The following is a 13,955-nucleotide window of genomic DNA, read 5'->3' on the forward strand; positions in this document are numbered from 1 at the left end:
GGGCATTATCCTGCTTTCGACCAGCATCACACCACCTGCCCGGCAGTGAGACCTCATGCGTTACCTGACCAGATCATTCACCTGTTCCGCCCTCCTGCTTTTTCTTCTGGGAGGCTGTACCGCCAATACACCTGCAATAGCAGCAGACCATTTCGAACTTACCCTCCTGCATATCAACGACCACCACTCTCACCTTGAGCCGACTCGCCTGGCAATCAACATCGGCAGCGCGGATCTCGACGTTGACCAGGTCGCAATAGAGTATGGCGGCTTTGCCCTGCTGGCCGCGGCCTTCAGGCAACTCACTGCAGAGGCACCCAATGTACTCAAGCTGCATGCCGGGGATGCCGTCAGCGGCACGGCCTATTACAGCCTGCTAAAGGGCGTTGCCGATGCAGCCCTGATGAACACCATCTGCTTTGATGCCTTTACTACGGGTAACCACGAGTTCGACAATGGCGATGCCGGCCTCGCACACTTTATTGACGCCCTCATGGCCAGCGATTGCGCAACGCCGGTGCTGGCCGCCAATGTGATACCAGGGCCAGTATCGCCCTTGCGTAACGGCTATCTGCAGCCCTACACCATTGTCGAGCGCAGCGGGGAACGGATCGGCATTGTAGGTATCAACATAGCCGGCAAAACCCGCAACTCGTCCCGGCCTGACCCCCAGACCCGGTTACTGGACGAACAGGCATCAGCGCAGCGCTATATTGATGAGATTTCCCGGCAGGGAGTAAACAAGATCGTACTGCTGACCCATCTCGGCTATCGCAACGATATGGCCCTGGCCGGGGCACTGCGTAATGTTGATGTGATTGTGGGCGGCGACTCCCACACCCTGCTGGGTCCCCAAAGTCTCACCCGGCTGGGGTTGAAGCCAGTGGCAGACTACCCGGCGCGCACCACCGATGCCCTGGGACAACCGGTGTGCGTGGTCCAGGCATGGGAGTATGGCCGTCTGCTGGGCAAGCTCAGTATCGGGTTTGATGAACAGGGTGTGGTGACCGGATGCACTGGCGGCCCGGTACTACCCTTCACCGGCGACTATTACTATCGCGATACAGGCGGACAGGAACGCACGCTGGACGCTGCGACGGCGGCACAAGTCACCGCTGCGCTGAAATCCGAACCGGCATTGGCAGTAGCACCAGACCCCGCCGCTGGCGCACTTGTCGGTGGCTTTCAGGCCCAGCTGGGCCTACTGGGTGAGCAGCTTATCGGCCACACCCGGGATCACCTGTGTCGGGAATACCTTCCAGGGCAGGGCCGCTCATTATTGTGCGCCACTGCAGACACATGGCTTCACGGCAGCGACATGGCACAACTGGTCGCTCGCAGCTTTCTCGCCGCCACCCCCACCGCAGATATTGCGCTGCAGAATGCGGGTGGCGTACGCAGTGACCTCGCTGCTGGTGCCATCAGCGTGGCCGACGTATTCAGTGTACTGCCCTTTAACAATACGCTGGTTACTCTCGAGCTGACCGGCGCCGAAGTTGCCGCGGTTATCGAGGAAGCGGTAGCGCAGTCACTCGACAATCCCGCCACCAGTGGCGCCTACCCCTATGCGTCTGGCCTGCGCTTCCATGTCGATGCTTCAAGAACTGCCGGCAACCGGGTATCAGGGCTGGAAGTGAATGCGGGGCTGAATCGGCAGTGGCTGCCACTTGAGGCAACGCAGCGTTACCGTGTGGTGACCAATGATTTTATTGCCTCGGGTAAGGATGGCTACCATACACTTGGTCAAAAGTACGACAACAATCAGTACACGGATACCTTCACTGAATACGCACAGGCTTTTATCACTTACACAAGCGCGCTTTATGAGATCGGTAAATCACTGTCAAAGCCTGTCTATAGCGAATATTCCACCCAGTCCTTCATCAATCGAGCAGGGTGCGAGCATCGTTACACCCAAAACTGTAGCGATTGATTGACCGCAACGGTCATAAATCTTACTCACGGTCGCAACATACCTGTAACACATCAGCTCTAGCCTCACCCCCGGTTTTTAATTCTCTGGGGAAATAATCATGGCTTTATTGTCTACACGCAAACAACTGGCACTGGCAGTTGCAATGACCATAGGTCTGTCGGCATCTGCACTGGCGCAAGAAACGTCATCGGCAATCAGGGGCAGCGTTACCACCGCAGCCGGAGAGCTGGTTCCCGGAGCAAAAGTGACAGTGCTGGATAACCGTACCGGCGCCACCCGGGAACTTACCGCGGGCACAACGGGCAGCTTTTCCCTGCGCGGGCTGCAGGTGGGCGGCCCCTACACAATTACCGTACGCGATACTACAGGTACAAGCACACTCGAGGATGTGTACCTGAACCTGGGTGAGACGGCCAACATCACCATCAGCCTTGATGGACAACGCGCGATGGAATCAGTGCTGGTAACCGCCAGCCGGGATGCCGCCGGTACCTATGGCGCCATGGGCCCAACCGCCAATTTCAACCTCAATGACCTTGAATCAGCGCCCGCGGTCAACCGCGACATCAAGGATCTGATCCGCATTGATCCGCGCGTCTACATTGACGAAGCCTTTGCCGACTCCATTCAATGTGCCGGCGCCAACTCGCGCTTTAACAGTCTCACCGTGGATGGGATTCGTACCAACGACAACTTCGGTCTCAACAGCAATGGCTACCCTACCGTACGCATGCCGTTTTCCTATGATGCGATATCCCAGGTATCCGTTGAACTGGCGCCCTTCGATGTGCAGTACGGCGGCTTTACTGCCTGTAACATCAACGCAGTAACCAAGTCCGGCGACAATGAGTTCAGTGGTAGCGTCTTCTACGATTACACTGATGACTCGCTGCGCGGTGACACCCTCGAAGGCGACGACATCCTGGTCGGTGAATTTGAAGAAAAGCGGTACGGTTTCAACGTCGGCGGTCCGCTGATTGCCGATAAACTGTTCTTCTTCACAGCCTACGAAAAACTCGAAGGCGCCTCGCTGTTTGATCGCGGCCCCTCGGACTCCAATGCGGCAGTACCGGTACTGGGTTTCTCCCAGGCCCAGTCCGATGAAATCATCGACATCGCGCGTAACCTGTACAACTATGAGCCGGGTGAACTGGTAAGCAGCTTGCCGGTGGAAGACGAAAAAATTCTCGCGCGCCTGGACTGGCAGATCAATGATTACCACCGCGCGTCCTTTATCTATAATTACAACGATGGCAATGTTATTCGCCAATCGGACGGTGATGCCGACGAATTTGAATTCTCCAACCACTACTATGACCAAAGTGGTGAGCTCGAGTCTTACGTAGCTTCAGTATTTTCTGACTGGAGTGACACCTTCTCGACCGAGCTGCGCATCGGCACTTCAGATTTCGAAGCCAGCGTTGATCCGCTGGGTGGCACCGAGTTTGGCGAGGTCCAGATTACCACCGAAAATAACGGGTCCGAGGCAACCGTATACCTGGGTGCTGATGATTCTCGCCATGCCAACAAGCTGAAGTACACCACCGACACTTTCAAGCTGGCGGGTACCTGGGTTGCCGGTGATCACGTGATTACCGGCGGCTTTGAATTTGAAGAACTGGATGTTTTCAACTTGTTCGTGCAGGAAGCCGAAGGTGAATACCGCTTCGACTCCATTGATGATTTCCGCGCCGGTACGCCGTCGCGGATCATTTATGAAAACGCCAGCGGCAGCAACAATCCCAATGATGGCGCGGCCGAGTTTTCCTACCGCACCAACACCGCGTACCTGCAAGATGAGTACTACCATGCGGGCTTGAACGCGAGTCTTACCTTTGGTGTACGTTATGACTGGTATACCAGCAGTGACAAGCCAGTGGAAAACCCATTGATTGAAGAGCTCTACGGGTTTTCCAATCAGCAGAACCTGGACGGCAAGGACCTGTTGCAACCGCGGGTCGGCTTTAACTGGGGCGTAAACGACGATCTGGAAGTACGCGGCGGCTTTGGCCTGTACTCCGGTGGCAACCCCAATGTCTGGATCGGCAATAATTACCAGAACAACGGCATCATTCTCCAGGAAGTGCAGGACCGCTCCGGCACCTCGGTTTTTGATATGCCGTTCACCGGCGAAGGCAGGCCGGTCTACGATGTGCCCCAGGACCTGTTTGACGCGGTTGCACGTGGCGAAGGCAGGCTCGGGGGCATTAACGTCCTGGATCCGGACTTCGATATCCCCTCGGAGTGGAAGTATGCACTGGGGTTCACCTATACCCTGCCCATGGACTACATAGTCATGGGCGACCTGCTGCACTCGGAGAAAAAAGATGCAGCCATTATTCGTGACCTGACGCGTGTGCCCAGTGGCGCTACCGCACCGGATGGTCGCCCCATTTACACCAGCGCCAATGGACGTTCGCAGGACTTCATGCTCACCAATGTCAGCGGGGATTCCGGCCAGTCCACTACCCTGTCCATGGCATTGAGTAAATCGCATGACTTCGGGCTCGACTGGACCCTGGCCTATGCTTACACCCAGGCGGAAGATGTCAACCCGATGACCAGTTCGGTAGCCTTCTCGAATTATGCCAACGCCGCAGTGGCCGACTCCGAGAATCCCGGTGCCGCAACATCCAACTACGAAGTTCCGCACCGTTTCACACTACGCATGTCCTATGCCCGTGATTTTGTGCCCGGCTACAGCACGCGCTTTACCCTGTTCGGTAGCGCCAATGAAGGCCGCCCATACAGCTATGTCTTCAACGGTGACCTCGGTGGCGCCCTGGGTAGTTCAATAGGCTTTATCGACCAGAACCTGGTCTACATCCCCACTGCAAATGACCCGCTGGTGGTCTATGCCGATGGTTTCGACAAGGCGGCCTTTGATGCACTGGTCAGTAGCGAGGAGCTTTCACGCGGCTCCATCATGGACCGCAACAGTATCAACAGCGACTGGTGGGTCAAGTTTGACCTCAAGGTTGAGCAGGAAGTGCCCGGGTTTATGGCCGAACATCGCGGCAAGGCGTTTGTTGTCGTAGAGAACCTGGGCAACCTGCTCAACGACGACTGGGGCGTGATGAACGAGGCCAGCTTTCCCCGCTCGCAACAGTTGGTGGACGCGTCTATCAATGACCAGGGGCAGTATGTGTTTGAGCGTTTCTTCGAGCCGGCACAGCAAAGTCGGGTTGCCAGCGCTTCCCTGTGGCAGGTGCGTATCGGCGTAAGCTACGACTTCTAAACCGTAGCGCATGGAACAGTTGAAGCCGGCCATGTGCCGGCTTTTTTATCGAGGATAAATTCACGATGCGCAACACTGTAAACCGGTTATTGTTCATACTGGTATTAAGTACCTCCAATACCGTGTGGAGCAATACCGAAATGTCTTTGCGTGTGGCCACGTTTAACGTCAGCATGACCGGCGACAACTATACTGCACCCGGCGAGGCCGTCACCGGTAATGAACTGTTTGAACAACTGGCGACCGGCACACACCAGCAGATTCGAACCATCGCGGAGACCATCCAGCGGGTGCGACCGGATATCCTCCTGCTCAATGAATTCGACTTCAGCGCCGATCCCGCGCGGGGCGTTGATGCCTTCCGCCGGCGCTTTCTGCTGCAATCCCGGCAGGGCGCTGATGCGATTGATTACCCTTATTATTACTTGGCCCCGGTTAATGCCGGTATTGATTCAGGGTTTGACCTGGACGGTGACGGCATTGCCTCGGGCCGCGGCCAGGATGCGCTTGGCTATGGCCTGTATCCCGGCCAATACGGCATGCTCCTGCTAAGCCGCTACCCGATAGAGCACGGCGCCGCGCGCACATTCCAGCAGCTCCTGTGGCGGGATATGCCAGGCAACCTGCTGGTGGATATCAGGGACAGCGAGGGCTCGCCCTGGTACACCGAGGCCATGCAGCAGGTACTCAGGCTGTCCTCAAAATCCCACTGGGACATTCCGGTGCGCGTTAACGGGCAGCTGCTGCGCATTCTTGCCAGCCACCCCACACCGCCGGTGTTCGACGGGCCGGAGAACCGTAACGGCAAGCGTAACCACGATGAAATCCGTTTCTGGGTGGACTACCTGGACGGCGGCGTCAGTGCCAATTACATCCGCGACGACGCGGGTGGGGCTGGCGGCCTGCGCGGGAATCGCTTTATCATCCTGGGTGACCTCAATGCGTCACCGGTGGAGGGGGATGCCTGGCCTGCCGCCATCGACAGTTTGCTGAATCACCCACAAGTTAATGCCACAGTGGTACCAACCAGCGCAGGCGGTCGGGAAAACCAGCCGGATAATCCGCATGCCGCCAGCCATACGGCCGACTTCAAGTTGCGGGTAGACTACGTACTGCCGTCTGTCACCGGCCTGCGGGCAACGGCTGCCGGGGTCTTCTGGCCCGCCGCCGGCGATCCCCTGGCGCGATTGGCCAAAGACCGGCACAGTTCATCGGATCACCGCCTGGTATGGATGGACCTGGTACTGGAAAAAATACCGGTGACAGCTCGTGATACTGGTGATACCGGCGACTCCCCGGAAGATATGTCGCCTGGACAGACAGGTTATTGACGACTCCGCTTTGCCCATGCCTATATCCACTTGCATTCCGCCACCGACGCGAATACTGTATATACATACAGCAAAAAGCACAGGCAATATCCGGAGGCACAGCATCATGAACAAGGCACTGGAACAGGTTATTCTTCGTCACGACACCTGGCGCGGCACATCACGGCACTTCAATGGCTCACATTCGTCAGCCAACAGCGACTCTCACAAGGGTGGCCTGGGCACCGGTTATCGGCCGCTGGATGCTGCACTGCAGCAGGGTGGCTGGCCCGAAGCCACCACTATTGAGGTGTTGAGCGACAGTTGCGGTATGGGCGCCATGGGGCTGTTTTTACCGGCCATGGAAAAACTGAGCGCCCAGGGCCGCTGGCAGGCTTTCATTGCACCACCCAATACGCCCTATGCGCCGCTACTGGCCGCTCGTGGCATCGACACCGGGCAGGTCCTGCTGGTACACCCGCAAAACCGTGAAGACCTGCTCTGGAGTATTGAGCAGGCCCTGCGCAGCACCACCTGCAGCGCCGTATTCAGTTGGCTGGGGGCGGGCAATTACAGTTACGGTGAATTGCGTAAGTTGCAACTGGCGGCGGCAGGCAGCGATACCCTGGCGGTATTGTTTCGCTCCAGCGAGGCCGCCGCTACCAGCGCGCCTGCGGGCTTGCGCCTGCACATGCGGGAATACCGCAAGGTACACATTCTCAAGCAGCGCGGCGGCAGGCAACAGGTGGATATCAACCTGTCCCCGGATGAAGAATTGTCACACCAACCGCAATTGTGGGAACTGCCTGCATGGCCACCGGCTACAGTCGCAACCAGCGCACTGGGGCTTCATTGAGCAGGATCAATTACCAGCACCACTAAAGGGATAGCATTCTGGCTACCGCTTGGGCTAACGTACAGCACCAGGATCATTGTCACTACGGAGCACAGATATGCAGGAGTTACCCCACCACTACCAGGTGTCGGCAACAGCGGGTGCCGAGGGCACCGTCACTTTGGAAGGTCATAGCCTGCCGCCACTGGAAACGGCGCCACCCATCGAATTTGGCGGGCCCGGGGGCTACTGGTCACCGGAGGCCATGCTGGTGGGTGCGGTTACCGACTGTTTTATCCTGAGCTTTCGCGCCGTTGCGCGAGCCTCGAAACTGGACTGGATAAACATTGAATGCAGCACTGAAGGCACACTTGAGCGTGTTGAGCGGGTTAACCGCTTTACCGAGCTGACGGTTACCGCACACCTTAGTGTAGCGGCGGGCACAGATACGAAAAAAGCACAGCAACTGCTGGAGAAGGCGGAATCCGTTTGCCTCATCAGCAACTCGCTCAGTAGTACTGTCCACCTGAAAGCCACCGTCGGTGAGATCAGCTGAGCCGGAATAGCTATTGGCATGATGAGCCGATATAACGCAATGAAGAGCGTAACAGGCTAGATAATGGATCAATGGTTAAGTGACTACGGTGTCACCCTTGGCGTGGGCGCGCTTATCGTGTTCATGATCTTTATCGTCTGGGATCTGGCCAAACGCAGCAATGCCGGCAGGTTCGGCACCCTGATTCTCTATATCGGCCTGGCGATGGGCATCCTCGGCTTCCTGATCAAGGTCATTATCACCTATTTGCTGGAAAACACCGGCGTCTGAACGACGCCGGCAGAGAGAAAGCAATCAACGCCGGAGCATAGATCCTTACGCGTTTGCCGCCAGGGTTTCCGCAATCAGGCGGTCGATATTGGCTTCCAGCAATGACAGTGGTACCCGGCCATAGCCCAGTATTTCGTCGTGGAAAGCGCGTATATCAAACTGCTCGCCCAGTGCGGTCTGTGCACGCTCGCGCAGCTCCATGATCTTCAGCTTGCCGATCAGGTAAGCTGTCGCCTGGCCGGGCATGGCAATATAACGCTCAATAGCCTTGGTGGAATCCGCTGCGGAATTGGGCGTGTTCTCTATCAGGTAGGCAATTGCCTCTTCCCGGGTCCAGCGCTTGCTGTGCAGGCCGGTATCAACCACCAGGCGGCAGGCCCGCCACAGTTCCATCGCCAGGCGACCAAAGTCTGAATAGGGATCTTCATAAAATCCCATGTCCGCGGCGACTTCCTCGGTGTACAGGGCCCAGCCTTCACTGTAAGCGGTAAAGGTAGTGTGCCGCTGGAATTCGGGAATTGCCTCCAGCTCCACCGCGATCGCCACTTGCATATGGTGCCCGGGCACGCCCTCATGATAAGCCAGTGCCTCCAACTGATAGCGCGGCATGCTGTTCATGTCATACAGGTTGGCGTAGTAGATACCGGGGCGGGAAGCATCCGCGGGCGGCCCTTGGTAGAAGGCTTTACCGGCGGATTTTTCACGGAACGCCTCAACCCGCTTCACGATCATTTCTGCCTCGGGCAAAACACCAAACTGTTCACCCAGCCGGGCACGCATGCTGTCAATCGCCGCATTGGCTTCAGCCAGGTAGGCAGCGCGGCCTTCGTCGGTATTCGGGTAGTAAAACTGCGGATCGTTGCGCATGAATTCAAAGAATTCCGCCAGGCTGCCGTCAAAACCCACTTCTTCCATGATGGTGCGCATGGCGTCGTGAATACGATCCACTTCCTGCAAACCAATATTGTGTACTTCGTCGGCAGTCAAGTCTGTGGTGGTAAACCAGCGCAGGCGCTCGGCATAAAACTTGTCGCCGTCAGTAAACTTCCAGACACCATCTGCATCGGGAGCCTGCTCCGCCTGTGCGGACAGGGCTGCAATCAATCTTTCATAAGCGGGCTCCACCACTTCAACCAGGGCTGTGCGGGCATCGGCCAGCAAGCGTTCGCGAGTGGCATCCTCTATCTCCAGCGCAGCCACCTTGGCCTGGAAGTCCTGCCACAGCGTAGAGTCTTCACCTTCCGCATCGAAGGGTACGCCCATGATGATATTCCGTGAGGCTTCAATCATCTGCGGATACTGCCAGTCCGCCAGTAACAAGCCCTTTTCGGTGCGAATGGCCAGCTGTTCAATCACCCCCTCAAACCAGGTACCGACATTATCGAGGCGGCCAATATAAGCCTCTGCATCCGCGACGTCCGCAATTCCGTGAACGTTGATCAGGTTACTGGCCACCTGGGTGTGTGGCCCACGAAACTGGTGTGCAACAAACTTGTGATGGCGGAACTCGTCGCTGGCGATCAGGCGCTGTAATTCAGCCTGGTACAAGTCATAGGACAGACGATCACTGCTGGACAGGGACTCGCGGTCAAACTGTGCCAGCTGCTGCAGCCTGGCTTCGTTAATCGCACGGGTTTCATCCTGGAATTCCTCGGTTACCGAATTCCACTGATCATGGTTGGTTTTAATGCCGCGATAACTTGCTGTGTAAGGGAAACGGGCCATATCGACCGCGTAGTTTTCCTTGAGAAAAGTGCGAAACGCAACGGTTACCGCCTCATCAGTGGATGCCTGCCCCGAGTCTGTCACTGAGCCTGAAACAGAGGGTGCGGCACTGGTATCTGTGGGGGTTTGCTCATTGGAGCAGGCGGTGAGCAAGCCCGTAGCCAGTCCCGAAATGGCAATTATCTTTACTAGGTTCAACAACATTCAGTCCTCTTTACTATTAAATGGGGATATTACGATACGCAATGGCACCGAAAACCGGCGGCATTGTGTCGTAATTGGGTGGCAGGGTCCACTTTCAGACACTCTCAGGCTGGACAGGTTCAAACGGCTTCGCGATACTGTATGTATGTACAGTTTATCTGCCAGTAAAAAAGCATCCGTCGCCGATGTCCCCTGCCGGGAGGCCTGGCGGTGAGCTTGTGGCTATGCCTGCGTTTCAGCCAATTGCCGCTGCAATGCCAGACCCTGGTTGAAGAGCAGCCGGTGGTCGTGCTGGCAAAACAACGGGTGCTGCGCGGCAACGACTGCGCAGCCAGCCTGGGGGTCCGGGAAGGCATGTCGGCTGCAACCGTACGCGCCCTGGCAGGCTCGGGCCCCCTGCAATTACTGCAGCGCGACCAGGCTGCCGAGCAACGCTGCCTGCAGCAATTGTGCTGCTGGGCCTATGGCATTACCCCCACGCTGCATCCCTGGCGGGAGGACTGCCTGCAGCTGGAAATCGGCGGCTCCCTGGCCTTGTTCCGGGGCCTGGATGCCTTGCTGGAAGAGGTACACCATGGCCTGAACTACCGTGGCTATCGGGTGCAAACAGGCCTGGCGGCCACTCCCAGGGGAGCGTGGCTACTGTCTTTTGCCGAACAGGAACATGCAACCCTGGTGGAAGGAGACCTGGCCGAACGGCTGGCGCAGCTGCCGCTAACCCTGCTGGACGAATTCCCACAGGAGATCGCAAACCTCAACAGTGCCGGCCTGCATACATTCAGCGATATTCTGGCGCTGCCGGAAGCCGCCCTGGGCAGGCGCTGTGGCAAGAACTTTGTCCGCTGCCTGCGACAGATCCTTGGCCGGGAGGCCGACCTGCAGCCGAACTATAAGCCGCCGACTCGTTTCAGTGACCAGTACTGGTTTGGTTACGAAGTTAAAGCCAATACGGAACTGTTGCCCGCGGTACAGTACCTTCTACAGTCCCTGTGCCAGTTTCTGCGCCATACACAGCTACAAACGGGGGAGATTGAATGGCAGTTGGTCGGGGTTGACCGTCAGCAACACCGGTTACAGGTGCGTAGCAGTACCCGGCACAGTGACTGGAGTAACTGGTATCGACTGGCCAGACTGCAGTTTGAACGGCTGCAACTGCGCACGGGTGTCGAAAGCATCATTCTGGAATGTAACCAACTGGCTAGCGGGCACGGCGCCAGCATCGACCTGTTCAGCCCGCACAACCAGCGTGAGCCCCTGCAGGCTTTGCTTGATCGCCTGCGTGGCCGCCTGGGATTGCAGGCCATCAGGAAAATTGGCTGCCGGGACGAACACCTGCCGGAATTCGCACTTCATGTCGGCAGCGATGACTTGCCGCAGCCTACCGCCGCCCATTCAGATTGCGGTCAGCGACCTTTCTGGCTGATGCCCGAGCCACGACACCTTGAGCAGCGCAGCGGCCGACTGTACTGGAACGGTGCCCTGCAACTGGTGCGCGGCCCGGAACGGATAGAGGATAACTGGTGGCAGACGCCGGTCAGCCGGGATTATTACGTGGCCCAGGGCCCGGCTGGGCAACACTATTGGGTATTTCACGATCGCCTGAACAGGCAGTGGTATATCCATGGCCTGTTTGCCTGAAGGCCAAAAGGCGTATACACCATAATTGTGAACTTATTATGACATTTACATGTCAGCGATGGACGCGCCTGCACCCAGGTTCTAAGATTACCCCATGTTGGAGTAAATACCTGCAGAATACCGACCTGATAAAAGCAACGTCGAGAGACGCTCACACCGGAGGTGTACCATGAAAACATTGGCCAGGGCTTTATTAGTAGCCGCGATGCCCCTGATAGCTGGCGGCGCTTGGGCGGAAGTCACCCAGGACTGCATCCTTGAAGGTACTGTGGACAAGGAAAAAGCGGAGCAGATGGGCCGCGATGTCTATGTTGCCTTTCACTCTGCCGGTCGCGCAGAGCGCAACAGCGAGTGTAACCTCAATCGCCGCAACCGGGTTCAGTTCAAGGAACCCAAAAATGCGACGATTGAAAGCGCCCCTCACGGCGCCAAGGTAAAATATCGCTACACTGAAGAAGACAACCAGCAGGGCAAGTGGAAACTGCTTGGCGTGTCAGCACCCAACAAGGGCGCCTGAAGTCTTCAATAACGGCAGGTGGCGCCTCAGGGTTGCACCTGCCGGTCATGCTCGACAAATATCAGCTTATCCACATCAAACCCCAGGCGATCGGCACTCTCAACAAAGTGCGCTTGCAGATCGTCGCTGACTTCAGGGCTTCGGGCCAGTAACCACAGATAGTTGGTATTGAAGCCAGATACAAAGGCATATTGATAGCCCTCATGGTCCAGCTCGAAGACCACATAGGATGAGTAGAACGGCCCGAAGAAGGATACTTTCAAGTGGCCGGTACTGTCGTCGCCGACGAACTTTGCCAGCCCTTCCGCCTCTTTCCACTCTCCCTCTTCGGCATCATAGCCCTTATTGAGCACACGAATATTGCCGTCATTGTTGAGGCTGTAGTGAGCGGTAACATTGCTCAGCCCCCGCTCAAAGCTGTGATCAAGCCGGGCAATTTCATACCAGGTACCCAGGTAGCGCTGCACCTCGAAGTCTTTTACCGGCTTCACACCCGCCGGCTTGCCCAGGCAGCCGGTCAGTAACAGCATCGCGGCAATCGCGGCGACTCGCAGGGTAACAAGGCTACTCATGTGCTATTGGTTTATCGGTAAACAGGTAGTCTTTCATTTCCTCATCAAGCACCGGGTCACGGCGTCGGATCCACTCCAGCACCATGGCGGCATGCTCTTTTTCCTCATCGCGGTTATGGCGGAGGATGGCCTTGAGCTCAGGGTCTTTGCAGGCATCCATACGCTGGTTATACCAATCCACAGCTTCAAGTTCCTCCATCAATGACACGATGGCACGATGCATATCCCGTGTTTCATCACTGAGTTCAGCCACTGGCTCGTGATAACCTTCATTCGACATGTTTCATGTTCCTCTGATAATTTATCGGACCCACTGCTTATCAGGGCAGCGGCTTTGTCGCCAGCCGCTGCAGCCGGTAGGCCAGGGTGGCACTGGATAATTCACCGAGATGGGTGTCTACCATCCGGCCGTCAGCAGTATAAAACAAAGTGACCGGCAAGCTTCTATGCCCGGTCTCCCGGCCCAGGATCGTATGTGGATCCAGTAATACATTTTCAAGCTCCAGCTGCTGCCGCTCCAGGAATTCCATTATCGTCGCTGCCTGCTCACCCTGATTAACAAACAGGAACATGATCTCAGGGTGCCGTTGCTGCGCCTCCAGAAGTACCGGCATTTCACGTATGCAGGGCGGGCACCATGTAGCCCATAGATTTATCGCCACAGGCTTGCTGCCGACAATCTCTGACAGTAATACCGGGGTATCGTCCAGTTGCCGCAGCGCGAGCGCCGGCAAGCCGAGCGACTGCGCTTCCAGGACCCGGAACAATCCCATACCGCCAAGCCATACCACCAAGCCGACCGCCAGGGCACCCCCCAATACCCGCCTGTCCCGGGGGTAGCGTCTGAGCTTCCAGGCACACACCAGACCAAAACCGAAGATGCCCGACACAAGGTGAAAGCCGCCGTCACGAATATTAATAATATCAAAAAGATTATCGCGATAGTGATCAAAATAAATCAGGACAAAGCCCAGGCGGGCACTGAAGACGGTTATCACCAGGATATCGATCAGCTTGCCGACTACCGGCACTCCACTCACCCGTCCCATCAGGCCGCCCACCAGGACGGCGGCCAGGAATGCCAATGCCAATAAAATATATGTTGGGCTAAAGCTCAGTGGTCCGACGATGACAGCGGACATCAGAGTGTCTCT

The 13,955-nt window shown here is 56.8% G+C and carries 12 protein-coding genes; 8 read left to right on the top strand and 4 right to left on the bottom strand.

Annotated features, from left to right (window positions below; genetic code table 11):
* Window positions 1–55 precede the first annotated feature (55 nt).
* The 6 genes from CWI75_RS00185 to CWI75_RS00210 all read left to right on the top strand — a co-directional run bounded on the left by CWI75_RS00185 (window position 56) and on the right by CWI75_RS00210 (window position 8,145).
* Window positions 56–1,933, top strand: coding sequence for a bifunctional metallophosphatase/5'-nucleotidase (locus CWI75_RS00185; RefSeq protein WP_101519458.1), 1,878 nt, complete (start codon window positions 56–58; stop codon window positions 1,931–1,933).
* A gap of 100 nt (window positions 1,934–2,033) precedes the next feature.
* A complete protein-coding gene (locus tag CWI75_RS00190; protein WP_101519459.1) occupies window positions 2,034–5,174 on the top strand; it encodes a TonB-dependent receptor in 3,141 nt (1,046 codons plus the stop codon).
* A 65-nt stretch (window positions 5,175–5,239) separates the two neighbouring features.
* Window positions 5,240–6,505, top strand: a complete 1,266-nt coding sequence (locus tag CWI75_RS00195; protein WP_101519460.1) for an endonuclease/exonuclease/phosphatase family protein — start codon at window positions 5,240–5,242, stop codon at window positions 6,503–6,505.
* Between the two features lie 106 nt (window positions 6,506–6,611).
* Window positions 6,612–7,340 (top strand): translesion DNA synthesis-associated protein ImuA, encoded by a 729-nt coding sequence (gene imuA, locus CWI75_RS00200; RefSeq protein ID WP_101519461.1) that lies wholly within the window; start codon window positions 6,612–6,614, stop codon window positions 7,338–7,340.
* Window positions 7,341–7,437: 97 nt separating this feature from the next.
* Window positions 7,438–7,875 (top strand): OsmC family protein, encoded by a 438-nt coding sequence (locus CWI75_RS00205; RefSeq protein ID WP_101519462.1) that lies wholly within the window; start codon window positions 7,438–7,440, stop codon window positions 7,873–7,875.
* 63 nt (window positions 7,876–7,938) lie between these two features.
* The gene (locus CWI75_RS00210; RefSeq protein WP_101519463.1) at window positions 7,939–8,145 is read left to right on the top strand and encodes a DUF2788 domain-containing protein; all 207 of its coding nucleotides are present in this window, start codon (window positions 7,939–7,941) and stop codon (window positions 8,143–8,145) included.
* Between the two features lie 45 nt (window positions 8,146–8,190).
* On the opposite strand, the gene CWI75_RS00215 is transcribed toward CWI75_RS00210, so the two are convergent.
* A complete protein-coding gene (locus CWI75_RS00215) occupies window positions 8,191–10,074 on the bottom strand; it encodes a DUF885 domain-containing protein (RefSeq protein ID WP_101519464.1) in 1,884 nt (627 codons plus the stop codon).
* Window positions 10,075–10,284: 210 nt separating this feature from the next.
* Between CWI75_RS00215 and CWI75_RS00220 the strand changes: the two genes are divergently transcribed.
* Together CWI75_RS00220 and CWI75_RS00225 are read left to right on the top strand one after the other, a co-directional pair.
* Window positions 10,285–11,712: a Y-family DNA polymerase gene (locus CWI75_RS00220; protein WP_101519465.1), complete on the top strand. Its 1,428-nt coding sequence runs from the start codon at window positions 10,285–10,287 to the stop codon at window positions 11,710–11,712.
* Window positions 11,713–11,881: 169 nt separating this feature from the next.
* On the top strand, window positions 11,882–12,229 hold the full coding sequence (locus tag CWI75_RS00225) for a hypothetical protein (RefSeq protein ID WP_101519466.1): 348 nt from the start codon (window positions 11,882–11,884) through the stop codon (window positions 12,227–12,229).
* A gap of 26 nt (window positions 12,230–12,255) precedes the next feature.
* On the opposite strand, the gene CWI75_RS00230 is transcribed toward CWI75_RS00225, so the two are convergent.
* Genes CWI75_RS00230 through CWI75_RS00240 form a run of 3 tightly spaced genes read right to left on the bottom strand, consistent with a single transcriptional unit; the run spans window position 12,256 to window position 13,943 of the window.
* The gene (locus CWI75_RS00230; protein ID WP_101519467.1) at window positions 12,256–12,801 is read right to left on the bottom strand and encodes a lipocalin family protein; all 546 of its coding nucleotides are present in this window, start codon (window positions 12,799–12,801) and stop codon (window positions 12,256–12,258) included.
* Window positions 12,794–13,081, bottom strand: coding sequence for an encapsulin-associated ferritin-like protein (locus tag CWI75_RS00235; RefSeq protein WP_101519468.1), 288 nt, complete (start codon window positions 13,079–13,081; stop codon window positions 12,794–12,796). Before CWI75_RS00235 ends, CWI75_RS00230 begins: the two co-directional genes overlap by 8 nt.
* Before the next feature lie 40 nt (window positions 13,082–13,121).
* Window positions 13,122–13,943: a TlpA disulfide reductase family protein gene (locus CWI75_RS00240; RefSeq protein ID WP_101519469.1), complete on the bottom strand. Its 822-nt coding sequence runs from the start codon at window positions 13,941–13,943 to the stop codon at window positions 13,122–13,124.
* Window positions 13,944–13,955: the final 12 nt, after the last annotated feature.

The organism is Kineobactrum sediminis (assembly GCF_002868715.1).
GTDB classification, from domain to species: Bacteria; Pseudomonadota; Gammaproteobacteria; order Pseudomonadales; family Halieaceae; genus Kineobactrum; species Kineobactrum sediminis.

Coding starts and splice junctions, on each gene's coding strand:
- CWI75_RS00205 (WP_101519462.1), top strand. CDS start 7,438: ATGCAGGAGTTACCCCACCACTACCAGGTGTCGGCAACAGCGGGTGCC.
- CWI75_RS00230 (WP_101519467.1), bottom strand. CDS start 12,801: ATGAGTAGCCTTGTTACCCTGCGAGTCGCCGCGATTGCCGCGATGCTG.
- CWI75_RS00225 (WP_101519466.1), top strand. CDS start 11,882: ATGAAAACATTGGCCAGGGCTTTATTAGTAGCCGCGATGCCCCTGATA.
- CWI75_RS00185 (WP_101519458.1), top strand. CDS start 56: ATGCGTTACCTGACCAGATCATTCACCTGTTCCGCCCTCCTGCTTTTT.
- CWI75_RS00240 (WP_101519469.1), bottom strand. CDS start 13,943: ATGTCCGCTGTCATCGTCGGACCACTGAGCTTTAGCCCAACATATATT.
- imuA (WP_101519461.1), top strand. CDS start 6,612: ATGAACAAGGCACTGGAACAGGTTATTCTTCGTCACGACACCTGGCGC.
- CWI75_RS00210 (WP_101519463.1), top strand. CDS start 7,939: ATGGATCAATGGTTAAGTGACTACGGTGTCACCCTTGGCGTGGGCGCG.
- CWI75_RS00195 (WP_101519460.1), top strand. CDS start 5,240: ATGCGCAACACTGTAAACCGGTTATTGTTCATACTGGTATTAAGTACC.
- CWI75_RS00215 (WP_101519464.1), bottom strand. CDS start 10,074: ATGTTGTTGAACCTAGTAAAGATAATTGCCATTTCGGGACTGGCTACG.
- CWI75_RS00235 (WP_101519468.1), bottom strand. CDS start 13,081: ATGTCGAATGAAGGTTATCACGAGCCAGTGGCTGAACTCAGTGATGAA.
- CWI75_RS00190 (WP_101519459.1), top strand. CDS start 2,034: ATGGCTTTATTGTCTACACGCAAACAACTGGCACTGGCAGTTGCAATG.